The organism is Novosphingobium sp. 63-713 (assembly GCF_001898925.1).
Classification (GTDB): domain Bacteria; phylum Pseudomonadota; class Alphaproteobacteria; order Sphingomonadales; family Sphingomonadaceae; genus Novosphingobium.
Map to the genome: position 1 here is coordinate 52,881 of NZ_MKVS01000005.1, position 23,210 is coordinate 76,090.

A 23,210-nucleotide genomic window follows, 5' to 3' on the forward strand; every position below is an offset into this window, starting at 1 on the left:
ACAATATGCTAAAATTTACACTATTTGTTTCAGATTTTAAATACCCGAAACGTATCATCACAAGCGCGACCGACCGCAGGCAAACCCGTCATAACCCAAGCAAATGCAGCAGGTGTAACGGTTTCGCAACAGTAATCCCGTCGCCCCCCGCGCCCATTTTCGCCAGCTTTACACCCCGTAAACGTGCACGCCACAAACCGGCACGGACTTGATGCCGCGCGGCCCTTGGTCGCCCCCGGCATCGGTCCACCGTTTCTCATCACGAGAGGAGCTTTCCCGATGATTTCGATGACCCAAAAGATGCCCTTGGCAGGAGGCCTTTTTGCCCTTGCTCTGGGTGTCGCCTCGCCGGTGATGGCGCATCATTCCTTTGCGATGTTCGACCAGACGAAAATCGAAACCAAGGCCCATGCCACCGTCACCGAATTCCGCTTCACCAACCCGCATTCCTTCGTGGTGGTCAGCGTCAATGCCGGGGGCACCACCACCAGCTATGCCCTGGAATGCAGCAGCGTGAACATGATGAGCAAGGCGGGCTGGAAATTCAGCACCCTCAAGACCGGCGATGTGGTGGATGTCACCTTCTATCCCCTGCGCAACGGCAAGCCGGGAGGAATGCTCAAGACGGTAAAACTGGCTGACGGGCGCACGCTCAGCGGTTGGTAAACTGTATCAGGCGGGCCTGCACCGACCGGCGCAGACATCGCAATCAGCGGGACGCGGCAATCAAAAAAATATGCCGCGCAGGGAGAATATGATGCGTTTCAAGACATTTGCGCATGCTGCGGCCATGGCGGCGGCGATGCTTGCCGGTGCGGCAGAGGCCCAGGCCGCCAAGGCCAGGGTGCCCTCCCCCCAAGCCAGAACAGTTGCGCCCAAGGATATCAGCGGCGTGTGGGAACTCTATCCCGACCCCTTCGCCGGAGAGGAAAACACATTTCGCGAATTGCCGGTGCCCGGCGATGGCCCGAAACTGCGCGAACCCTATGCCGCCCAATGGAAAGCCCTGCGTGACAAGCGTGACGCGGCCCTGAAGGCGGGCACCCCGCTGGTCGATCCCAGCACGCAGTGCATGCCCGAGGGTATGCCCATGATCATGGGAGCCATTTTCCCGATCGAGATCCTGCAAACGCCAGGCCGTGTAACGGTTCTGGCCGAATTTCTGACGCAGACCCGACGCATCTATCTGAACCGTGCCCAACCCAAGATGGATGACATCACGCCATCCTTCTACGGCCTGACCACCGGCCGCTGGGAAGGCAATACGCTGGTCCTGACCACGCGCGGGGTCAAAGAGGATGTCCGTTTCTTCGAAATTCCGCACAGCGCCGAGATGACCATCACCGAGCGCATCCGCCGCACCGGGCCGGAGTTGATGGAGGACCAGATCACCATCGAGGACCCCAAGATGCTGCTCAAACCCTATCGCTTCACCTATGGCTACAAGCGAAACCGGCAATACGAAATGATGGAATATTTTTGCGAGCGCGATGACCCCCTGCTCAAGGTCAAGGCCGACGGCACCGTGGAAATGAAAACTTCCGACGAAATTAAGTGAAATCAGACCCTTTACGATCTCTCATGCCCGGCCTGCCCCGTGGGTGGGCCGGGTTCATGATTTTGGACCAAAGGAACCGGCCATGACCAGCAGGCGCAACTTCCTCGCCCAATCGCTGACGGCACTGGCGCTGCCATCAGGGATTGCCCGGGCCGCCAACTCTCGCATTGTTCAAGCTGTCCGCCGCGACCAGACCATCCTGCGGCTTGGCGGCCTTGGCGACGGCTATAAAATGACGCTGCGGCCCGATGGCACGCAACTGGTTGTGGTCAACGACGGCCCCGGCTGGGCCGATCCGCCCATCGCGTTTTACAACACCCGCTTATGGGCGATGGATGGCCGTCCTGAAAACACGCACTTCACCATGCTGCCCCAATATCCCGACCTTGACCGCGCAGCCCGCCCGCCTGAAGCAGCGCGCTATTACGGCCACGGCGTGATTCAACTAGGCCCGCGCATCTATCAATTCGTCGCCACGCATGACAATGCCACCGACAGGCCCCAGCGCTGGACCGGGGCCAAGCTCATCTGGTCCGCCGACAATGGGCAAACGTGGCATAATCGCGATGGCTCAACGCCGGTGATCTGGGAAGACTGGAACCAACAGTCGCTCGAAGGCTTCGCCTTTTTCGATGAGGCCGATGGCGCCTTTTCCTTGCTCAGCATTCTTCAACCGATGCGAGGACAGCCCGCAGCGCCTGACGGATGGCTCTATATCTACGGCCTGAACGGCAGCACCGACGGGCTGATGAACCAGCTCATGCTCTTTCGCGTCAAACCGGACGCGATCACCCAGCGATCGGCCTATCGCTTCTTTGCCGGTCATGATCGGGGCGGCCGCGCCATCTGGTCCGCCGACATCGCCCGGCGGCAGCCGGTCCACAGCTTTCCGCAAGGCTGGGTCAATTACACCAACCTCTTCCCCGGCGATCTGATCGTCGAGAGCTGGCTGCCCAGCGTGGTCTATAACGCGCCGCTGGGATGCTACATGATGGCCAGCGCCGGGATCGGCGTGGCTGCGGACGGAACGGAATTTGGCAGGCCCAGCTATTTCGGCCTGTGGGTCGCGCCCAACCCGTGGGGGCCATGGCGCCAGATCCACGAGGATACCGCATGGTGCCCAGCAGGGGACCGCGAAGCCCGCGCCTATGCCCCGCAAATCGCGCCGGGATGGATCGCCGATGACGGACGTTCCTTCTGGCTCGTCTGGTCCGATCTGAAAGGGATACGCGATTTTGGCCGCGACGAGGAACTGCTGGATGCCGCCTTGGCCAAAGCGGAGAAGGCCAGTGAAAAGGCGGCTGTCGAGACGCAATTCCTGCGCCGCTACATGCCCGGTTTTTCCTTCAATGCCCAACGGGTGGATCTCGTCCTGCGATGAGAGCAACCGGATGATGCCCGGATCGTGCAAGGCGGGGGCACCGATGGCGCCCCCGCCTTCCGGCTCAGGTCTTGGGCCGGGGGGAATTGGGATACCAATAGGTGACGTGGCAGGCTTCGCAGCGATCATCGAGCGTTCCCCCCAAAGTCATCAGCGCCTGCGTGTCGCGGCGGTCGATGGCTCCGACCATCTCGACGGCCACATCGCGGGTGGCGGTGGCGAACTGGTTGAACTGGGCGGGATTGGCCTTGATCGCAGTCTCCATCCGGGCCGGCTCCTGCTCGCCCAGCCCTGCCTTGGTTCCGGGAGGAGCGGCATGACGACCATCGATCATCACAACATTCATCGCCTCGGCCAGCGTGACGGCGTGGCGGCGGACGGCCTGCCATTCCTCGTCATTGCGCGGCTGATGGTGGTCCACGCCTTTGGCCGAGGAAATGGTGCCCACCGCATCCCACACGCCATCGGCCGCCGGATCGACTGTCGAATCCATCAGTTCCTTGATCGATACTATGGGCAGAAACGGTGTGGGGGCCGGGGCTCTCGCTGGGGCATCAGCCTCAGTCTTTCGCTCGCCGCATCCCGATACGGCCAACAACGCCAGAGCCGCCGGCAAGAACCGCATCAATCTTCTATCACCCTTCATCACCGCTTTCTCCCTGATGGCGTTCTGATGAGCCAAACCTAGGGCAAATGCGCGCCTAAGCCGCGCGTGAAACGGTTGGGTTACGGTCACTGAAACGGGTTCGATCACGCCCGATTTCGCGTGGATCGACTAAGGCAGATCACAAGAAAGGCACATAAGCGCCATGCATCCACATTCAAAACAACCCAATCGGCTTGCCCGCCTTTTTCGGCACGGCTGCATTGCACTGGCCTTGACCAGTCCGCTTGCCGCAGGCGCAGAGCCGTCGACCATGGCGCTGCCCATGCCCAGCGCGATCCGGGTGCCTGATGACGGCATGCTGCCCTTGTCATCGGCGCGGCGGGCGGGCACCGAATATGCCGATCTGCAAAGCGCCGGTTATGTTGAGGAGGAATATTACCTTTCCGGCATGGCTCCCGCCATTTCGGCGCAGGGCCAAATTCTGGCTCAGGCGCCCTATGTCACCCGCTTTCTGATCCGCAAACCTGTGGACCCGAAGCATTTCAACGGCACGGTCATCATCGAGCCCTTCAGTTGGTTTGGCGAGCGCGCCGCCGGATGGATCCTGACAAGGGACTATCTTCTGCGGCGTGGTTTTGCCTTTGTCGGCTATACGCTCAACATCAACACCCCGGTCAGCGATCCCAAATTTCCGCCCCCGCCCCCCGGCACCACGGACGAGAGCAAGAGCCAATATGGCGCCATCGTCAATTTCGATTTCATGCGCCGGTTTGACTATGCCCGCTATGCTCCGCTGGGCAGCTATTACGATCCTCAGCGTTTTCAACGGGGCGGTCTGCCCGATCCGTTCCTGCCTCAGGCGCAGGGGATCGGCGCCGAACTGGCCATGCTGCTGAAAACCAATCGCCCCGACGGGCCGACTGCGGGGCTGGATGTCCGGCGCGTCTATGTCAACAGTTGGGCGGTTCAGGCACAGGTCTGGTTTGATTATCTCGATCAGGGAAGGCACCAGCAATGGCGGATGCCGGATGGGCGGCCACTGATCGACGCCTATATGACGGGCAAGTTCTCCTATGGGGAAGTGGCGGGCGCGGCCCTGCGCCTGCCGACCCGCCTGCCGCCCGATGTGCCCTTTATAACCGTCTATAGCCAATCGGAAACCGTCCACGATGCGATGGAGCATATCGCCCTGCCATCGGACAGCGACACGCCGATGCTGCGCTATTACGAGGTCATGGGAACCTCGCATCTGCGCGCCGCCGATCTGGGCACAGGCGAGATCGAGCCATGGCCTAACCAGCGCGGCAAGCCCGATGATCCGCGCTGTCAGTTCATCTATGACGAACCGGCCGAATTGCCCTTCTCGGCCTTGCTGGATGCAATGGACCTATGGGTGCGCGAACATCGCCCGATGCCGCACGCCCCGCGCGTGCTCCGCACGGCCGATGGGGTTATGCGCGATATGCGGAGCGGCAACCCGACGGGCGGCGTCCGGCCTCCCTGGATCACCGTGCCCGCTGCGGAATATTGGACCGATTTCGAAACCGGCTGCGGCGTTGTCTATGACTCGAAACGGCCCTACTCCGCCGCGCGGTTGAGAAAGCTCTACGGCACCTATGCAAACTATGCGCGCCGTTTTGCCGCCGCGACCATAGAAGCCGTGCGCGCCGGTGTGATCCTGCCCGAAGATGCCCCGCACCTCTCCCCGGTGGCAAAACCGGAAGACTTTGAGCGGAACCGCCCCACACCCTCCCCCTGATCCCGCGCATCCCGCACAGAACGGCGCTTCGGCGCCGTTTCACCGCGACCTGTTCCCGTATTGCAACGGTTTCAAACGTCCCCTGCCGCGCCCGGCCCGCTAATCCCACAGGCCATTTCCCATCAAAATACAAGAAAGCCAATCAGGGGAGACCTGGCCGATGTTTGTCCAATCGTTTGGCGACTGGCTCTATGCCACGCCGATTTCCAGCACCTTTCGCGTGACGACGTGGATCATTCCCACGGTGCAGAGCATCCATATTCTGGCCATTGCGGTGGTCGTTGGTTCGGCGCTGGTGTCTGAATTGCGCCTTGCCTCCGTTCTGGCCAATGATGAACCGGCGGGCAATGTGGTTCGCCGCTATCTGCCGTGGCTGTGGCGCGCGCTGGTCGTGCTGCTGCTCAGCGGTGTCGTGCTGATCGTGGCCGAACCGGCCCGCACGCTGGGCAATACGGTGTTTTGGGCCAAGATGGCTCTGGTGTTTTTCGCCTTTGCTGCGACGGTCCTGCTGCGCCGCCCGCTGCTGCGCGAAGATGCCCCGCCCGCGGCCAAGGCCATTTCATGGCTCCTGCTGGCGGTGTGGATTGCGGTGATCTTTTGCGGCCGCTTCATCGCCTATACCTGACGGCCCCGCGCCGCCCGCATCCTGCACAACAATATGGGGGGAGCCTTCGCCATGACCCTGCAAACCACGCTTCAGCAGATTTACGACCTGCCTCTGTCCAACGCCATCCGCGAAAACGTCAACGCCTTTCCGCTGCTTGAAACGCTGCATGTGCTGGCCATCACGCTGGTCTTCGGCACCATTCTCATCGTCGATCTGCGGCTGGTGGGCTATGCCTCGCATCGGCGCAGCACAAACCGGCTGATTACCGAGCTGCTGCCCTTTACCTGGGTTGCCTTTGGGCTGGCGATCATTTCAGGCGGGCTGCTGTTCGCCTCGAATGCGATGGCCTATGCGGCCAATACCGAATTTCGCCTCAAGCTGCTGATGATTGCGGCAGCCGGGATCAACATGGCGATTTTCCATGTCTCGACCCAGCGCACGATCGACCAATGGGACGAAGACGCCACCCCGCCCTTTGCCGCCCGCGCGGCCGGTGTTCTCTCGCTGCTGCTGTGGACGGCGGTGATCTTCCTGGGTCGCTGGATCGGCTTCACGCTCGACGTGCTGTTCTGACGTCTTTTCCAAAGGAAACCTCGCCCCATGACTAAGAAGCTTTGTTCCGCAATTCTTTGGGCAACCGCGATGATCGCGGCCCAACCCGCTGCGGCGCACCATTCCTTTGCCATGTTTGACCAGACCAAACAGGTTGAACTGGACGGAATGCTGGTCACCAAATTCACCTGGACCAATCCCCACGCTTTCGTGATGGTTCAGTCCGGACAGACAACCTATGCTCTGGAATGCAGCAGCCCAAACCTGATGACCCATGCGGGCTGGAATTATCAAACATTGAAAGCAGGCGACAAGGTCGACATCGTTTTCTACCCGCTGCGCAACGGCAAACCGGGAGGAATGCTCAAGACCGTCAAACTGGCCGATGGCAAAGTGTTGAGCGGCTGGTAAATCAACCATCCTTGCGCAGGAAGCGGCCGGGGGAAACCCCGGTCCATTCCTTGAAAGCGCGGGAAAAGGCGGCTGTGTCGGCATAGCCAAGCTGCTCGGCCGCAACCGTCAGCGAAATGCCCGTCTTGGACAGCAATGTCTGCGCGCGCTCCTGCCGCGCCTGCTGCAAAAGGTCGCGGAAGGATGTGTCCTCTTCGGCCAACCGCCGACGAAGCGAACGTTCCGACAGTTTCATCTCGGCCGCCACCGACGCGCAATCGACATGCGTGCGCCCAAGCCAACGCCCGATGATATCGCGGGTCAGCGTCACAAAACTCTCCGCCGGTGTCGCCTCCGGCCCCATCAGCGAGAGGAGATGCCATTCCAGAATATTGCGCAGCTTGCGGTCTTCGGAAGGGATCGCACTGGGCAAAGGCTTGTCTAGGTCCTCGTTGCGCAGGATGAGCGCATTGGCCACCTGATTGCCGATGGCGGGCGCACGGAAAAACTGATGCAAGGCGTCGGTTCGCCCGGCGATGGCATGTTCGAAATGAACGGCCACCGGCGCCCAGCGCGTCGAGGTCAACTGACGGATCAGCGCGACATAGCTGGCTATGGCAAATTCCGCATCCTGCACCCGTGGCCAGATCGAGGGATCCTCGATGCGATAGCTGTAGATCGTGGTCTCGCCCTCGCGCCGGCTGTCAAACAGAGTCCGACTTTGCAAACGCGATTGAAACAGAACCAGATAATCCAGCGCCCCGCGCAGCGACCCGGCCGCGCGCAGCAGAGCATAGAACGGGCCCAGATCCGCAAGGCTGAACGTGGCCCCCATCGAGAGCCCCAGCATGGGCCGCTGAAACTTCTGCGCCGCGGCCTCCAGCAGCCCGATATAGCGGTGCAAAGGCACGAAATCATACGGTGTTTCAAGCTGCTCCCGAAACATGCCGTAATCGCGCAGCAAGGGGTCGATACGCTTGCCCACATCCTCCAGCGCAGAAAACAGCGCCACCAGAAACAACATGCGGATCGTGGCCTGACTACCCCTGAAAGGAGGCGCGGCGGGTTCGGGGGGAGCAATGTCGGGCATAAGGAAAAGAAAGGATGTGGCCGAATCTGCAAAACGTCAATCCCCGCCTGCAATTTACCGCGCCCACCCTGTTGGGCCACTTGATGGCCGACGAATACACCTGACGGAATATGGGGAGTGCCTGTGTCTGACCCGATGATCTGCGAAATGGAGGCCGCTTCTGCAAAGCTGCCCAGGATCGACTTCCTCTATCTTTCCGAACCCGACATGATCCGAGCGGGCGTGACCGACATGGCCGCCTGCGTGGACACGATGGAAGAGATGTTCGCCCTGTTGCACCACGGCGATTACCGCATGGCGGGCGGTAATAACAACCAGCATGGCGCCATCATCGTTTTCCCCGAAGCCTCGCCCTTTCCCGCCATGCCCAAGCCCACGACCGACCGCCGCTTCATGGCCATGCCCGCCTATCTGGGCGGCCGCTTTCGCACGGCAGGCATGAAATGGTATGGTTCAAACATCGACAATCGCGACAAGGGCCTGCCGCGTTCGATTCTGACCTTCGTGCTCAACGATGCCGATACCGGGGCGCCGCTGGCCTATATGTCGGCCAATCTGCTTTCCGCCTATCGCACGGGCGCCATTCCGGGCGTGGGCGCGCGCCATCTGGCCCGCAAGGATTCGCGCGTGGTCGGCATCGTCGGCCCCGGCGTCATGGCGCGCACCTCGCTCGAAGCCTTCATGGCCACATGCCCCGCATTGGATACCGTGAAAATCAAGGGGCGCGGACAGGCCAATGTCGATGCCTTCTGCGCATGGGTCGCCCAGACCTTCCCCCAGCTCCATGTCCGCGTGGTGGGCAGCGACGAAGAAGCCGTGCGTGACAGCGATATTGCCACTTTCTGCGCCTCGGTGCCGACCGGCGATCCCTCGCTATATCCCACGGTCCGGCGTGAATGGGTGCGCCCCGGCACTTTCCTTTCCATGCCCGCTCCTTGCAACATCGATGCGGCCACGGAGGGCGATGACATCCGCAAGGTGCTCGATTTCACCGGCCTGTATGAAGCCTATCGCGAGGAAATGCCCAAACCGGTCCACCGCTTTATCCCGGCCATCGGGGTGCGCTGGTTCGATCTGGTCGATGAAGGGCGCCTTGCTGCCGCTTCGCTCGAAGATCTGAGCGCCATTGTCGCAGGCCCCGCGCCCGGCCGGACCAGCGATGACGAAATTATCATGCTCTCGATCGGCGGCATGGCCGTCGAAGACGTCGCCTGGGGCACGCAGGTCTATCGCCGCGCCATGGCCCAGGGGATCGGTACAAGGCTGAACCTGTGGGAGCAGCCCGCGCTCAAATAATCTTTTCCCTATAAACTTTTATCAGGCGAGATTTTCATGCTCGAAGTCATCAAAGTCAAAACCGGCAACAAATTCGAGGAACATGGCAGCTATTCGCGCCTCGTCGCGGTGGGTGATCTGATCTTTGTGTCCAATACGGCCGGGCGAAATCCCAGAACCAAGGAAATCCCCGCCGACCTTGCCGAGCAGACCAATCAGGTGCTCGACAATATCAGCGCCGCGCTGGCCGCAGTGGACGCCTGTCTGGAAGATGTCGTGGCCGCGCGCGTCTTTGTCCAGTTCGCCCAAGATGTCCTGCCCGTGATGGATGCCTATGGCCAACGGATGCGCGGCATCAACCCCACGCTGACCATGACCAGCCCGCCGCTCGGCTCGCCCGAATATAAGGTCGAAATCGAGGTGACCGCCTGGCGCGGGGCGTCCAAGGCCCCAGTCCGCGAAATGCAGATCACGCTTTGACGGACCCGGTCAACATGGCGCCCCGGATCGCACCGGTCGCAACCTCGCTGGACCATCCGGCGCAAACCGCGGTGGTGGTCATTGGCGGCGGGATCGTGGGCCTGTCCACCGCGCTCAGCCTTGCCGAACGCGGCGTTCCGGTGGTGGTGCTGGAAAAGGGGCGGATCGCGGGCGAGCAATCCTCGCGCAATCTGGGCTGGGTGCGCAAGGTGATGCGCTCTGTGCCCGATCTGCCGATGGCCATCGCGGCCGAACGGATGTGGCAGGAGATGCCCCGCCGCGTGGGCGAGGATTGCGGCTTTCGCCAAGCCGGGATCACCTATGTCGCCCGCACGCAGGAGGAGTTGGGCGGCCATGAGGCGTGGCTGGAAAGCGTTCGCGGCGCGGGGCTGGACAGCCGTATGCTGACCGGCGCCGAGGTGGACAGGCTCATTCCCGGCAGCACCGGCACGTGGGCGGGCGGGATCACCACACCATCGGATGCCCGCGCCGAACCGACATTGGCCTCCAGCGCGATTGCGAGAGCCGCGATGGCCAAAGGCGCGGTGATCGTTGAAAACTGCGCCGTGCGCATGCTGGTCACCACCGGCGGCGCGATCAGCGGGGTGATGACCGAACGCGGCGAAATCCGTTGTCAGCATGTCGTGCTGGCCGGAGGCGTGTGGTCGCGCCGTTTTCTGGCCAATCATGGCCAGCGCTTGCTGACCCTGCCGCTGGTCGCCTCGGTGCTGCGCACCGAACCGATGGAGGGGCCGACTGAAAGCGCGGTCGGCGGGGCCGATTTTTCGTTTCGCAAAAGGCTCGACGGCGGCTTCACGATCACCCAGCGCGGCGCGCTCTTTGCCCCGCTGACGCTGGATCATTTGTTGATCGGGATGAAATATCTGCCCACGCTGATCGCGCAGTGGAAGAATTTACGCGTCTCGCTGGGGCGCGAATTTCTGGATGATCTGGCCCTGCCCCGCCGGTGGAATGCGGCGCGGGTCTCGCCTTTCGAACGGCTGCGCACCATCGACCCGCCCGTCAATCAGAGCCTGAATGATGAGGCGATGCGCAATCTGATCGCGGCATGGCCGATCTTTGCCAAGGCGCGCGTGGCGCAGGCATGGGGCGGGATGATCGATGTAACGCCCGATTCCATGCCCGTTATCGGCCCGTTGGATCGGCTGCCCAATCTGACGCTGGCCACCGGCTTTTCCGGGCATGGCTTTGGCACGGGGCCTGCGGCCGGACAGTTGGCCGCCGATCTGGCCATGGGCGAGCGCCCCTTTATCGACCCGTATCCCTATCGCCTCAACCGCTTTTAAATCCCAGGCCCGATGCCCCCCGCATCGGGCCTGTCCTCGATCAAAACCCCGCCGCCGCGCGATCCAGCCGCAGGCAGACCGCCTTGGGCTCGGTAAAGGCCTGCATGGCCTCGCTGCCAAACTCCCGGCCCACGCCCGACAATTTGTTGCCGCCAAACGGCATGGCCAGATCCAGCACATTATGCGTGTTGATCCAGACCGTCCCGGCATCGATCCGGTCGGCCAGCAGATGCGCCGCGTCAATATCTCGGGTCCAGATGCTGGCGGCAAGGCCAAAGGATGTGTCATTGGCCATGCGCACAATGTCTGCGCGATCCTCCACCTTGACCGCGCAGACCACCGGGCCAAAGATCTCCTCGCGCATCACCGTCATGTCCGAGCGGACGCCTGCCAGCACGGTCGGACGATAGAACCAACCCTCGCCCTCCGGCATCACAGCTCCGGCCAGAGCGCTGGCCCCTTCGGCCAGACCCGTTGACACCAGAGCCCCCACCCGATCACGCTGACGCGCCGAAATCAGCGGCCCCATCTGCGTTGCAACATCAAAGGGCGAACCAAGCCGCAGATCCTGAGCAATCCGGCATACGCCCTCCAGAACGCGGTCATAAATGGGCGCCTCGATCAACAGGCGCGACCCCGCCGTACAGATCTGGCCCGAATTGGCAAAGATCGCCCCGGCCGCCCCCGCAATCGCCCGATCCAGATCGGCATCGGCCAGCACGATGGTCGGCGATTTGCCGCCCAGTTCCAGCGTCACCCGCTTCATCGAACGCGCCGCGCCCTGAAGGATCGATTGCCCGGTGGCATTGGAGCCGGTGAAGGCGATCTTGCGCACAAGGGGATGCTCGACAAGAGCGGCCCCCACCGCGCCATCACCCGTCACAATATTGACCGCGCCCGCCGGAAAGCCTGCCTCCGCGATCAATTCGCCCAGTCGAAGCGCCGTGAGCGAGGTTTCCTCCGATGGCTTGAGCACGACCGTGCAGCCAAAGGCGATGGCGGGGGCAATCTTTTGAATGGCTTGTCCGATGGGGAAATTCCAAGGCGTGATCCCCGCGACCACGCCCACCGGACGCCGCTGGGTAAAGGCGCGATAGACCGCCGCTTCGGCCACCAGGGGCGAATGCGTCACGGTTTCGCCCGTCACTTTGGACGCCCAGCCGCCAAAATAGCGCAGGCCGTCGATGGTGAACTGAAGGTCGATCGCGCTGGTCACCGCCAGCAGCTTGCCGCTGTCGAGCGATTCCAGCGCGGCCAGATCATCCCTTTCACGCTCGACCAACAGGGCCAGCCTTTCCAGCAATCGTCCGCGATCGATCGGGCGCATCATCTGCCATGCCTCGCTTTCAAAACAGCGATGGGCTGCCTGCACCGCCCGGTCGACATCCCGCGCATCGCAGGCGGGGAATTGCATGATGGTGCGCCCGGTTGCCGGGTCAACGGCATCGATGCAGCGATCGGCCTTTATCGGCTCGACCAAGGCGCCGTCGATCAACAGGCGGCCCGACGGCAAGGTGGGTGAAAAGGACAGTGTCATAGGATGCTCCGTATTTCAGGCTCGCTGGAACGTGACGGCCATGACCCCGATGGGCCTAGCCCTCGATGTGGGACGAACCCACGCGCGCATAAACCGCAGGTCGCCTTCGGCGCAGATAGATGCCATGCCCCAAACCCAGCACCGCAATGGCGATAAACAGCAAAGGCAGGCGGTTGATGACCGGCAAGGTGGTGCCCGTCAGGGTGGAATAATTGGCCAGCGACAGCCATGTCGCCGCCGCAATGATCAGTCCGGCGGCCAGCGGAGCGGCGGTCTTGCCCCAGGAATATTCGCCGCGCCGGGCAAAAAAGAGAGGGATGGTCAAAGAGGTGGTCGTCAGCAGGATCTCCAGCCCCACCGCGCCCATAGAGGAAAGGCTGGTGGCCAGACTGAGCAGCGGATCAAGCCCTGCCAGCGCGAAAAACCCGATGATGAGGATCAAAAGACACGCCAGCAGCAGACAGGCAAGATAGGGCGACCCATGCAGGCGATGAACCCGGCCCAGCGGCGCGGGAATAAGCCCGTCGCGCGACAAGGCAAAGAAATAACGCGAAATATTGTTGAAGAAGCCGAGGGCCGCAGCAAACAGGCTGGTGATCGTCAGCAGATTGAGCGCATCGCGCCCGAACTGGCCAAGATAATGGAAAGCCACTCTTGCCACCAGATGGCCCGGATCGGCTGCGGCAACGGCCTTGATCTTGTCGGGCGACACCGCCAGAACCAGACACCATGAGGACAGAACATAGAAGCTGCCCAGGACAAGCACGGCGCCATAGGTGGCGCGCGGAATGGTGACGGCGCGGTTGACCGCTTCTTCCTGATAGATGGCCGTCGCTTCAAAGCCGATGCAGCCGTTGATGGCATAGATGACCGCGATGCCAAGACCCGGCGCGAAGACGCTGCGGGGTGAGAAGCTGCTGAAATCGAGGCCGGACCATCCGTGATCCCACAGGATCAGGACGTCGATCACCGCGATCAGCCCCACTTCCAGCAAGAGCGCCACGATCAGCACCTTCGCCGCCATCGTGATCTTGTGATAGCCCAGCCATGCAATGATCGCGATGCTGAGCATGGCCCAGATCAACCAGCTTGTGACAATTCCGGTCAGGGTGGCAAACAGATCGGCCGCAAAATAGCTCATCGCGCCCAGCACAGACGCGGCCGCGCATATATAGGCCGCCACCGCCGTATAGGCCGCCGCGATGCCTGCCTCCTTGTTCAGACTGGCCGCGATATAGGCGTAAAATGCCCCGGCATTGCGCACATGCGGAATGATCCGCACATAGCCCACGGCAAACAGCAGCATCACGATGCTCATGCCAAGCTGAGTGCCGGGAACCCCCGCGCCATTGCCAAAAGCAAAGGCCAGAGGCACGATTCCTGCCAAAACGCCCATGGGGGCGGCACAGGCCAGGATCATGAAAATGATATCGCCAGTGCCAAGAATGCCGGAAAACAGACCACCTTCGCCGGTGGTATCATGGTCGCAATCGGTCATAGGAACTCGTCGTGTCATAAGGGCCGGGGAACCCTGTCCGCCCAAGGATGCAGCAATGGCAGGTTTGCGGCCACACGGTATTGCACTTGTGTCGCCATAGTTTGTATTTTCGGCCAGCACCCCCGCCCGAGGGGCCTGATCGCTTGTCATCACAGGCCGCTTGGGCAAGGCCTCGAACCCGACCGGATGAAGGAAGGAACCGAGCAATGAAGCGATGGATGACGGCGGCATGGCTGATGGCATTGGCTATGCCAGCACAGGCGCAGGAACAGGCCGATCCGGCCGTGGCCGATGCGGTGATGCAGACCGTGCGCAGCTATGTCGACAATCTGAACAAGGGCGACACGGCAGGCGTTATCGCCACATGCGCCAAGGAGGCAGCCATTGTTGACGAATTCGCGCCTTATGAATGGCATGGCGCCGATACATGCGCGCGCTGGGTTTCGGCGCTGACGGCGCATAACAAGGCCATCGGGCTGACAAAGGGCGTGAACACGCTGCGCCAACCGCGACGGGTCGATGTGACCGGGGATCGCGCCTATGTCGTGGTTCCCGCCGATTTCCGCTACACGTTGAACGGCCAGCAGGGCGCGGAAATCGATGCGACCTTTACCGTCGCGCTGCATAAAGAAGCCGCAGGCTGGCGCATCACCGGCTGGGCCTGGTCGCGCCCGGAACTGGATTTCGATTACTGACCGACAGGCCGGGGTCCGGCACGTTGCGAAAGGGCAAGAGATCCCGGCTTCACCTCGGCAGTGGCCGAAATTATCATGGCCAAGTCCATTCGCGCCATTCTTCTTGCTGAGCATTATGTCATTCTAACCTCGATAAAAGAGAAACCGTAGTCATCGGCGGCAGAGACCGCAGAGCGCGGTCTGGGGGCAATTTGGCAGTCACATCGAGACAATGGCCAAACGCATTCTGTTTATTGGGGGACAATACGTGGCTGCTTCATCGCCGCTCCGATCTGCATGCCTGACGCTGCACCGGATCATGGGTCTGGCGCTCGGCCTGTTTCTAATCGTGATCGCCGCAACGGGCAGCGCCATTGCCTTTTACAAGGAGATGGAGCGCGCGCTCAACGCGCATATGCGGATGGTGGAGCCGCAACCGCAGGGGTGGACACTTCAGGATGCTCTGAAAATCCGCGCCAGGCTGGAAGCGCAGGACCCGCACAGCAGCGTCTTTTCGCTCCAATTGCCGCAAAATCCGGATGAGGCGCTGTTTGCGCGCGTTATGCCCGCGATCGATCCCAAAAGCGGTAGGGAATACGCGCTTGATTACGATGAATTATTCGCCAACCCCTATAATGGCGAAAGATTGGGCCGGCGCCGGATCGGCGCCGCCACCTTTCATTTGGAGGGGCTGCCCAGTTTTCTCTATTACCTTCATTACGCGCTGTTTCTGCCCTTTGGCGCGGGCATCCTGCTGATCGGGATACTCGGCCTCGTCTGGCTGGTCGAAAGCATGACGGGCTTTTGGCTGACGCTTCCCGCGCAGCCGAAAAAGTCGAAAAAAGATGCCTCCCCCCGCCCCTTCCACCAGCGTTGGGCCAGCGCATGGAAAATCGAGCGCAAGGGCAACACCAATCGCCTGTTGTTCGATCTGCATCGGGCGCCCGGTCTGTGGCTCTGGCCGTTGCTGGCTATTTTCGCAATCACCGGCTTTGCCCTTAATCTGGGCGGACCCTATGCCCATGCGGTCCAGCGCATCGCCGCCTACGAGCATTTTCAGGAGGCTCCTCCGCGCGAAACCTTGCCGCAACCACTTATCAATCCGCCGATTAACTGGTTCAAGGCCGCCGAATTGGGACAGCGCTATTTCGCCCAGCAAGCGCAGCGCGAAGGCTTCACGCTCGGCAAACCGGCCGCCATCGAATATCGGCGCGATCTGGGCCTGTATTTCTTTCTGATGCACACCTCGCGCGATCTGCTCGACGCGCAAGGCCGCCCCACGGAAACCGACTCCCCCGCAACGGCAGCAACCATCGCGATTGACGCGCGTGATGGCCGCTTCGTCGGGCTGCAGCTTCCCACCGGACAGCGGGCCGGCAACACGCTGACCAGCTGGCTGATTGCCCTGCATGTCACGGCTGTCGGAGGGCGTGTCTGGCAGGTGGTGGTGGCATGCTTTGGACTGGCTGTGGTGCTTGGCTGCGTCACGGGGCTGTGGTTGTGGTGGCGCCGCAGGGTCCTACGATAACCATTTATTTTCAATAACTAAAAAAGAAGAGGGAAGCCTGTGATGGGAAATGCCAAGATCCGTGTCCGCAACTTGCCACTGACCCGCCTCATGGCGGTTGTCGTGGCCAGTTCTCCGGCGATGGCCAAAGATGGCCCAGCCAAGCCGGACATTTCCAACGAGATCATCGTGACCGCGCAAAAGCGGGAGGAGCGCCTCAAGGATGTGCCTGTTCCCGTGTCGGCCATCGGCGGCAACGCCCTGCTGGCGGTCAACCAGACCCGCGCGCAGGACTTCTTTTCCAGCATGCCGGGCGTCAATCTGCAATTCGTCAACAACCGGGCACAGTTGGCCATTCGCGGCATCACCACCGGCCCCGCGACCGGCAATCCGGCGGTCGGCTTTACCATCGATGATGTGCCCTACGGATCGTCCACCGGTCAGGGCGGCCTGTTTGGCGCGGCGCCCGACATCGACCCTTCGGAACTGGCCCGGATCGAGGTTCTGCGCGGCCCGCAAGGCACGCTCTATGGCGCCAGCAGCATTGGCGGTCTGGTGAAATATGTGACCGTCGCCCCAGACACACGCGGCTTTTCCGGCAGCGTGGGCGGCGGCCTCAACATGGTCAACTATGGCGGCCAGTCGCTTGGCTATAATGCCCGCGCCGCGCTCAACATTCCTCTAAGCCAGGACACCGCCATAAGGGCCAGCGTGTTCACTCGCCGCGATGCAGGCTATATCGACAATATCCGCACCGGCCGCGACAATGTGAATTCCTCCAACGTCACCGGCGGTCGCCTCTCAGCCCTGTGGAAGCCTTCCTCGTCTTTCTCCTTGCGGCTGAGCGCCCTTTATCAGGTGCGCGACCTGCATGGCTCACCCTCAGTGGACGGCCGAACCGGCGCGCCCTTTCAGCAGACCGACCAGATCGGCGCCGGGCCCAGCCATTCCGAAGTGCAGATGTACAACGCCACCATCAAGGCCCGCCTTGGCGAGGTAGACCTGACCTCCGTGACCGCCTTTTCGCGCAACAGCAATTCGGACCGCATCGATTTTACCGCCTCGCCGCTCACCCTCGCGGTGTTTCCGGTTGTCTATCCCGCCGCGCCCGATTTCGGCCATGTGATGATGACCGGCTACAGTGTAGACAAGGTCTCGCATGAAACGCGTCTGTCGGGCACGCTGGCGCAGTCTTTCGACTGGATCGCGGGCGGTTTCTATACGCGGGAAAAGGCGAATTACACGATCGATTCGGCCGCCACCAATCCGCTCAACGGCGCGATCTACGGCTATCCGGTGGTCTGGCGCGATTCGGCGACCTATGAGGAATTTGCAGGCTTTGCCAATATCACTGCGCGGTTGAGCGAAAGGTTCGATGTGCAATTGGGCGGGCGGTGGAGCCGCAACACCCAATCCATGATCCACCGCGAATGGACGATGCTCGCGCCCGACCCTGCTCCTGCGGCCCATCGGGAAACCAACCCGCAGGCCAGCGGCAATGCCTTCACCTTTCAGGTTTCACCCCGGTTCAAGCCTACGTCCGACCACATGATCTATGGCCGCGTTGCCTCGGGCTATCGCCCCGGCGGCCCCAATGCCGGGTGCAACACCGATCCCGCCGAGCCGGTTCCATGCCAGTTCAAGCCCGACCGGACGATCAATTACGAATTGGGCGCCAAGGGGGATCTGCTGAACCGGGCTTTGTCGTATGACATCTCGCTCTTTGCCATCGACTGGCGCGATATTCAGGTAACCCAGGTTTCGGCCCTCGGCACGTTCACCTATAATTCCAACGGCGGGAAAGCACGCAGCCGCGGCTTAGAGATTTCCCTTGAAGCACGGCCCACGGACCGACTGACGGCCAAAATGTGGTGGTCCTATGTCGACGCCACGCTGCGTCAGGGTTTCGCATCAGCCGTCCTCTATGCCGCGCCGGGAGATCGCTTGCCCTATTCCAGTGAACATTCAGGCCGCTTCTCTCTGGATTACGAGGCTCCGCTGCGCGATGGCATGAAGGCACGGCTGGGCCTGTCGGCCACCTATGTCGGCGACCGCAAGGGCGAATTCGTGCCCAGTCAGGCCGAAGCGCCCCTGCGTCAGACCTATCCCGGCTATGTCCAGTTCGACATCAATGGCGGCCTCAGCTTTGGCAAATGGAATGCGAATGCCTTTGTCCAGAACCTGACCGACAAGCGCGGCCTGATCGGCGGCGGCTATTACAACCAGACCAATTTCAACCGCTACTGGTTCAACCTGATCGCGCCGCGCACGGTGGGCCTCAGCCTTGACTACAGCTTTTGAGGAGGCGGAGATGAGCACTTATCCAAAACACATGCGATGCGCCCTCGCGCTGTCCCTCGCCGCGATCTCGACGGCCGCAGGCGCCGCCGACGGGCCTGAGGTGGGCGTCCCTGCCCGCCTGCCGGGCGGCGGGCCTTTCCTGTTCCAGACCGCCGAACAAGGCGCCGTAAAGGTCGAAATCATCGCGCAGGGTCTGGCCAATGGCTACAGTCTGGCCTTCTTGCCAAGTGGCGATGCGCTGGTGGTGGAGCGCGGCGCGCGATTGCGCCTGCTGCGTAAAGCCACCGGTCCGCGACCGACGCTGGCGCCAAAACCCATCGCGGGCATACCTGAATACAGCCATACGCCCCATCTCGATCCATCCGATGTGCTGGGCCTTCAGGACGTGGCCCCCGATCCCGAATTCGCAGCCAACCATTTGATCTATTTCACCTATAACCGCCCGGTCGGGCTGGACGCGCCCAGCGGGCGGGTCACCGCCGCCACCGTTCTGGCGCGGGCGCGGCTGGACGGTTCGCGGCTGGTGGAAAACACCGACCTCGTGGTGGGCGAGGCAAAGGTGGCGGTCGGCGGATCGCGTATCCTGCCCGGACGCAATGGTGAACTGTTCGTCTCGGTCGGCGCGCTGAGCGAGAACGACATTCAGTCCGCCCAGCACACCGACACCATCTATGGCAAAGTGCTGCGCGTGATGCGCGATGGGCGGATCCCGGCCGACAATCCCTTTGTCGGCGTCAAAGGGGCAAGGGCCGAAATCTGGACCTATGGCCACCGCGATCCGCTGGGTCTCGCCTTTGCGCCCCAGACCGGGCAGATCATCGCCTCGGAACACGGGCCACAGGGAGGAGACGAATTGAACATCCTGTCGGCGGGGCGCAATTATGGCTGGCCCAATGCCACTTACGGCACCCAATATGGCGGCTCGCCGTTGCCCGCCGCGCCTGTGCCGCCCGGCACACAGGGGCCAACGCTCATCTGGTCGCCCTCCATCGCGCCCAGCGGCATCGCCTTTTATACCGGCGCAAAGATGCCGGGATGGCGCAACAATCTGTTCGTTGCCAGTGCGCGGCGTGGCCAGATCAACGGTACGGGCGCGCTCATCCGCGTCGTTTTCAACGAAAGGCTTGAGGAAGTCCGTCAGGAAGTCCTGTTCGACCGCCTGCATCAACGCTTCAAGGATGTGCGCCAAGGCCCCGATGGTCTGATTTATGCCGTGACCGACGAGCCTCATGCTGTGGTTATGCGCATCGGCCCTGCCGCGCGATAGAAAAAGCGCCGCAGGAGAATGACCATCCTTGCGGTGCGATCCACGGTTTAGAGATTGATCTCCTTGATAAAAAGGGCCGGGTCGACAAGCCAGCGCGCCATGGCATCCTTTGCCACATCGCCCACACAGGTCTGCTCCCGGCCCTGCGCCAGAGCATCAAGAACCGCAGCCGCCAGACGGGCAGGCGCCACTTTCGGCGGGGGCAGGGACTGATGATCCGCATCATCGGTGGGGCCGGTAAAGACCGTGAACACCCGAACACCGGTGGCGCGCATTTCATGACGCAGGCTTTGCACCAGCGAGAGCCGAGCCGATTCTGCCGCCGCGAACCCGGCAAATCCCGCGTCTCCCGCCAGCGCCTGAACCGAGATCAGATCGACGAAAGCCCCCTGGGGCCGCTCGGCCAGCAAAGGGGCGGCGGCCCCGGCCAGACGCGAAAGGCCCATGGCGGATACTTCCAGCGCAAACCGCTGCTCGGCCAGGGTTGCGTTCCGGCTGACGCCCCCATCACGAACGTAGCGCGCTGTATTGATGACAATGTCGAGCGGGCGCTCAATCATCCCCAGCGCCGTAACAACCGAGGCGGTATCGGTAAGATCGAGCGGGACAATCCGCACCGCATCGTGGCCCAGTATGGCATCATCGGCGTCCGTCGCCGACGCCGGCGCGGACAGCCCCGCCACCACCAGCCCCGCCCCCGCCTGCGTCAAGGCGCGAACCATCGCGCGCCCCATCGCATGGGCGGCATCGCTGACCAAAACCGTGCGGCCCGCAACCGGAACGACAAATTCGCGGTTCTGTCGCAAAATTTGCGGTATTCCTATATGGCTGTGCGCAACGTGATGGGATTGTGGGAGAAAAGGGTGTTCAAAGGTCGGCACTTTGATGCATCTCTGATCCTGCTGTGCGTGCGCTGGTACCTGAGTTACGGCTTGAGCCTTCGGAATCTGGAGGAGATGATCGTCGAGCGCGGGATCAGCGTGGACCATTCCACGATCCACCGTTGGGTGTTGCGATATGCACCGAAACTGCTGAGCAATTTCAACAGACGCAAGCGGCCGGTCTCGCGTAAATGGCATTTGGACGAGACCTACATCAAGGTGAAAGGCCAATGGATGTATCTGTATCGGGCCATCGATAAGGCGGGCGCCACGGTTGACTTCATGTTTTCGGCCAAGCGCAATCTCAAGGATGCACGCCGGTTTTTCCGGCGAGCATATAAACTTCACGGACTGCCATCGCAGGTCACGATCGACGACAGCCAGACCAATCTGGAAGCCGCCCGGCGCTGCCATGGCGAGGTCAGGTTGCAGACGCGGTCAAGTGCCAGGCCGGTGATCATCCGCCAGAGCCGATACATGAACAACCGCGTCGAGCAGGATCACCGGCGGATCAAACGCAGAACCCGCCCGATGCTTGGCTTCAAGTCGATGGCCAGCGCTGCGATTATTCTGGAAGGCATCGAACTCATCCATATGATCCGCAAGGGCCAGATGGATTGGCCTGCTCACCCACGGAATGATGGGCGAAATCCGTCCATCGCCCAGCAGTTCGAAGCCCTCGCCGCATAATTCAATGTTTCAAAGAGCGCTTCTCGGCCTGCCCAGATCCTTGCGACAGAACCAATATGATCGTGCCCAAGTAGAGAGCGCCTGCGAGACGCGCGACGGAGGGTGAAGGTGCAGCCTTAATTACGTTAAATCTCTCGTGGCCAGCGAAGCGCGACGCCGGTGATCGCCAGCGTCAGCACCATCTCGATCGCCGCCAGCACCTTGTAGAAAGGTTCCGAGCCGGGAAGGCTGACCGCCATGATGGCAGTATAGAAAAGACCAAGGACGATGCAGGCCCACCGGCAGATGCGCGCCGGTAACAGCAGCGACAGCGCGACCATCAGACTCGGCACCGCCATCATCAGCGATACCCCCGTCAGAACGGCAGGTGTCACACGGCCGAGCGGCCCCATGAGGCCGTGGTTCATATCCGCCACTGTGCCGGCGACATAGAGGCCGAAATAGTCGCCGTAGATGTAGCAGAACATGGTGGAGGCCCAGAGTGCCGCCAGCTTCACCTTCGCCGGTGCTCGATATTCCTCCAATTCCATCCATACCCCCAACGCCATGTGTGTTGTCGCACTAACACAGCAATGTTGCTGCGGCAATGCTATGGTGGCACGCAGTTGCCGGAAACATCAGCTAGGCGGAGGGCTCGGCGCTGAAGCCGCCTGACGGCAAAGTCCGTCATCATGGAAAATCTGCCGCAGTCTTCGGAGCGAATGAATGAAGGTCAGCACTGGCCAATCCCTTCACCATAGGTGCGGTTCCGGTCCGTTCCCAGCCCTGGGCATTCTGGCGCCGATGTTTGAGCCTGTGAACGAAGGTCAGCTTGAGCCAACCTCCATACCCAAGCTGCCTTTCCGGAACGTCGGCTATCCCACCATCACGAGACGGGCGGCTCGCGCGCCAGAAGTGGACACTCAGGAGCGCCGGGTGCGCCTCACCCCCTCATTCCCATACGAAGATCGTTTGTAGTTTGCAGCCGCTGGGCTGCTGCCCTTCTTCAAACAAGCGAACACGTTTGATTGCGGCCATTTGCGCTGCGCTGAATGGGGATGGCGACGTGAAATAGGCCGTGGCGTGGGCACCGTTCCAGATCGCGACCTGATAGCCTTGTTTTACCCGTCGCGGCGCAAATATAGCCAGTTTGTCGGTGCTTGGCTGGTTGAGCATTCGCCCCTTCGCTGGCGATGCCCAGCCAATTCCTTGGATGTCGAACGAGCCGAATGCGCCTTCCCAACGGAAGTTGCCGCCATGAATGCCACCTTCCAGTGTTGTGACCTTCTCGCCCGGAAGCAGATCTATGATCGGAGAGTAGCCGCAAAAGCGGGCTGGGCCTTCTAGTTCAGTGGCGCGCGCGTGCACGGGAATGACCAGCAATGCGGCGACGGCGGTTGAATATATCGATCTCATCTTGGCCCCCAGGCACTATGTGCCGCCGGTTATGCGGCATATGCGGGCGTACCGGAAGGTCCACTTCCCACCGATGCCGTTGAAAAAGTCGCTCCTTGGTCGAAGTGTAAGGTTCCGATCGCTGCGGACGCACTGAGATACCCGGCTTCAGGTCATCGCGGCTTGCTTGGCAAGGCTGATCTTGGCGAGCTTGCGCAGGTTCTGGGCGGCTGCGGCTAGGTGGAACTCGTCTCGGGCACCATTTGGTCCGCGTAATCGCAGCCGGTCGAGCCGCATGATGCGTTTCAGGTGCGCGAACAACATCTCGACCTTCTTGCGCTCGCGGCGCGAGACGACCCATTCGTCTTACTGTGGCCGACAAACGCTCAACTGGTCAGCTACATCTTGAGCCCTTTCCTCTCGACTGCAAAGTCGAATGACGCCGGTCTGCTTGAGCGCCTCGGGGTAAGCGGGA

General features: G+C 61.7%; 22 protein-coding genes and 1 pseudogene. 15 read left to right on the forward strand and 8 right to left on the reverse strand.

What is annotated here, in order from left to right; all coding sequences use genetic code 11:
• The first annotated feature begins 279 nt into the window (after window positions 1-279).
• The 3 genes from BGP00_RS01375 to BGP00_RS01385 all read left to right on the forward strand — a co-directional run bounded on the left by BGP00_RS01375 (window position 280) and on the right by BGP00_RS01385 (window position 2,939).
• Window positions 280-666: a DUF6152 family protein gene (locus BGP00_RS01375; RefSeq protein WP_168601285.1), complete on the forward strand. Its 387-nt coding sequence runs from the start codon at window positions 280-282 to the stop codon at window positions 664-666.
• A 91-nt stretch (window positions 667-757) separates the two neighbouring features.
• Window positions 758-1,558, forward strand: a complete 801-nt coding sequence (locus BGP00_RS01380; protein WP_292924025.1) for a hypothetical protein — start codon at window positions 758-760, stop codon at window positions 1,556-1,558.
• 82 nt (window positions 1,559-1,640) lie between these two features.
• On the forward strand, window positions 1,641-2,939 hold the full coding sequence (locus tag BGP00_RS01385; protein WP_292924023.1) for a DUF4185 domain-containing protein: 1,299 nt from the start codon (window positions 1,641-1,643) through the stop codon (window positions 2,937-2,939).
• A gap of 64 nt (window positions 2,940-3,003) precedes the next feature.
• On the opposite strand, the gene BGP00_RS01390 is transcribed toward BGP00_RS01385, so the two are convergent.
• Window positions 3,004-3,432, reverse strand: a complete 429-nt coding sequence (locus tag BGP00_RS01390; protein ID WP_292924021.1) for a cytochrome c — start codon at window positions 3,430-3,432, stop codon at window positions 3,004-3,006.
• A gap of 385 nt (window positions 3,433-3,817) precedes the next feature.
• Between BGP00_RS01390 and BGP00_RS01395 the strand changes: the two genes are divergently transcribed.
• The 4 genes from BGP00_RS01395 to BGP00_RS01410 all read left to right on the forward strand — a co-directional run bounded on the left by BGP00_RS01395 (window position 3,818) and on the right by BGP00_RS01410 (window position 6,875).
• Entirely contained in the window at window positions 3,818-5,305 is a 1,488-nt protein-coding gene (locus tag BGP00_RS01395; RefSeq protein ID WP_292924019.1) for an alpha/beta hydrolase domain-containing protein, read from the forward strand.
• A gap of 160 nt (window positions 5,306-5,465) precedes the next feature.
• Entirely contained in the window at window positions 5,466-5,930 is a 465-nt protein-coding gene (locus BGP00_RS01400) for a DUF6644 family protein (protein WP_292924017.1), read from the forward strand.
• 51 nt (window positions 5,931-5,981) lie between these two features.
• Complete coding sequence (locus tag BGP00_RS01405) at window positions 5,982-6,485, forward strand: DUF6644 family protein (RefSeq protein WP_292924015.1); 504 nt, start codon at window positions 5,982-5,984, stop codon at window positions 6,483-6,485.
• A gap of 27 nt (window positions 6,486-6,512) precedes the next feature.
• Window positions 6,513-6,875 carry a DUF6152 family protein gene (locus BGP00_RS01410; protein WP_168601289.1) on the forward strand — a complete coding sequence of 121 codons (363 nt, stop codon included), beginning with the start codon at window positions 6,513-6,515 and terminating at the stop codon, window positions 6,873-6,875.
• Between the two features lies 1 nt (window position 6,876).
• Here BGP00_RS01410 and BGP00_RS01415 read toward each other — a convergent pair whose 3' ends face one another.
• Window positions 6,877-7,944, reverse strand: coding sequence for an AraC family transcriptional regulator (locus BGP00_RS01415; protein WP_292924012.1), 1,068 nt, complete (start codon window positions 7,942-7,944; stop codon window positions 6,877-6,879).
• A 123-nt stretch (window positions 7,945-8,067) separates the two neighbouring features.
• Here BGP00_RS01415 and BGP00_RS01420 point away from each other — a divergent pair, with 123 nt between their 5' ends.
• From BGP00_RS01420 to BGP00_RS01430, 3 genes are read left to right on the forward strand one after another with little or no spacing between them, the layout of a single operon-like run.
• A complete protein-coding gene (locus BGP00_RS01420; RefSeq protein ID WP_292924010.1) occupies window positions 8,068-9,240 on the forward strand; it encodes a tyramine oxidase subunit B in 1,173 nt (390 codons plus the stop codon).
• Between the two features lie 36 nt (window positions 9,241-9,276).
• Window positions 9,277-9,699 carry a Rid family hydrolase gene (locus BGP00_RS01425; RefSeq protein WP_292924008.1) on the forward strand — a complete coding sequence of 141 codons (423 nt, stop codon included), beginning with the start codon at window positions 9,277-9,279 and terminating at the stop codon, window positions 9,697-9,699.
• Window positions 9,700-9,713: 14 nt separating this feature from the next.
• Window positions 9,714-11,006 carry an FAD-binding oxidoreductase gene (locus BGP00_RS01430; protein ID WP_292924006.1) on the forward strand — a complete coding sequence of 431 codons (1,293 nt, stop codon included), beginning with the start codon at window positions 9,714-9,716 and terminating at the stop codon, window positions 11,004-11,006.
• A 40-nt stretch (window positions 11,007-11,046) separates the two neighbouring features.
• Here the strand turns inward: BGP00_RS01430 and BGP00_RS01435 are convergent, their stop codons facing one another.
• Window positions 11,047-12,543 (reverse strand): aldehyde dehydrogenase family protein, encoded by a 1,497-nt coding sequence (locus BGP00_RS01435; protein WP_292924004.1) that lies wholly within the window; start codon window positions 12,541-12,543, stop codon window positions 11,047-11,049.
• A gap of 55 nt (window positions 12,544-12,598) precedes the next feature.
• Complete coding sequence (locus BGP00_RS01440) at window positions 12,599-14,041, reverse strand: APC family permease (protein ID WP_292924002.1); 1,443 nt, start codon at window positions 14,039-14,041, stop codon at window positions 12,599-12,601.
• Window positions 14,042-14,247: 206 nt separating this feature from the next.
• Here BGP00_RS01440 and BGP00_RS01445 point away from each other — a divergent pair, with 206 nt between their 5' ends.
• The 4 genes from BGP00_RS01445 to BGP00_RS01460 all read left to right on the forward strand — a co-directional run bounded on the left by BGP00_RS01445 (window position 14,248) and on the right by BGP00_RS01460 (window position 19,790).
• Window positions 14,248-14,736 carry a nuclear transport factor 2 family protein gene (locus BGP00_RS01445; protein WP_168601294.1) on the forward strand — a complete coding sequence of 163 codons (489 nt, stop codon included), beginning with the start codon at window positions 14,248-14,250 and terminating at the stop codon, window positions 14,734-14,736.
• Between the two features lie 247 nt (window positions 14,737-14,983).
• Window positions 14,984-16,243 (forward strand): PepSY-associated TM helix domain-containing protein, encoded by a 1,260-nt coding sequence (locus tag BGP00_RS01450; protein WP_292923999.1) that lies wholly within the window; start codon window positions 14,984-14,986, stop codon window positions 16,241-16,243.
• 90 nt (window positions 16,244-16,333) lie between these two features.
• On the forward strand, window positions 16,334-18,523 hold the full coding sequence (locus tag BGP00_RS01455; RefSeq protein WP_292925682.1) for a TonB-dependent receptor: 2,190 nt from the start codon (window positions 16,334-16,336) through the stop codon (window positions 18,521-18,523).
• A 31-nt stretch (window positions 18,524-18,554) separates the two neighbouring features.
• Window positions 18,555-19,790, forward strand: coding sequence for a PQQ-dependent sugar dehydrogenase (locus tag BGP00_RS01460; RefSeq protein WP_292923995.1), 1,236 nt, complete (start codon window positions 18,555-18,557; stop codon window positions 19,788-19,790).
• A 47-nt stretch (window positions 19,791-19,837) separates the two neighbouring features.
• On the opposite strand, the gene BGP00_RS01465 is transcribed toward BGP00_RS01460, so the two are convergent.
• Window positions 19,838-20,596, reverse strand: coding sequence for an SDR family NAD(P)-dependent oxidoreductase (locus tag BGP00_RS01465; protein ID WP_292925683.1), 759 nt, complete (start codon window positions 20,594-20,596; stop codon window positions 19,838-19,840).
• Between the two features lie 36 nt (window positions 20,597-20,632).
• On the opposite strand from BGP00_RS01465, the gene BGP00_RS01470 reads away from it, so the two are divergent.
• Entirely contained in the window at window positions 20,633-21,361 is a 729-nt protein-coding gene (locus BGP00_RS01470) for an IS6 family transposase (RefSeq protein ID WP_292924045.1), read from the forward strand.
• A 125-nt stretch (window positions 21,362-21,486) separates the two neighbouring features.
• Here the strand turns inward: BGP00_RS01470 and BGP00_RS01475 are convergent, their stop codons facing one another.
• The 3 genes and pseudogenes from BGP00_RS01475 to BGP00_RS01485 form a co-directional block, all read right to left on the reverse strand.
• Window positions 21,487-21,891, reverse strand: a complete 405-nt coding sequence (locus tag BGP00_RS01475) for a DUF6326 family protein (protein ID WP_292923991.1) — start codon at window positions 21,889-21,891, stop codon at window positions 21,487-21,489.
• A 400-nt stretch (window positions 21,892-22,291) separates the two neighbouring features.
• Window positions 22,292-22,756 carry a hypothetical protein gene (locus BGP00_RS01480; RefSeq protein ID WP_292923989.1) on the reverse strand — a complete coding sequence of 155 codons (465 nt, stop codon included), beginning with the start codon at window positions 22,754-22,756 and terminating at the stop codon, window positions 22,292-22,294.
• 147 nt (window positions 22,757-22,903) lie between these two features.
• A pseudogene (locus tag BGP00_RS01485) lies at window positions 22,904-23,161 on the reverse strand (transposase); the annotation flags it as partial.
• Between the last annotated feature and the right edge of the window lie 49 nt (window positions 23,162-23,210).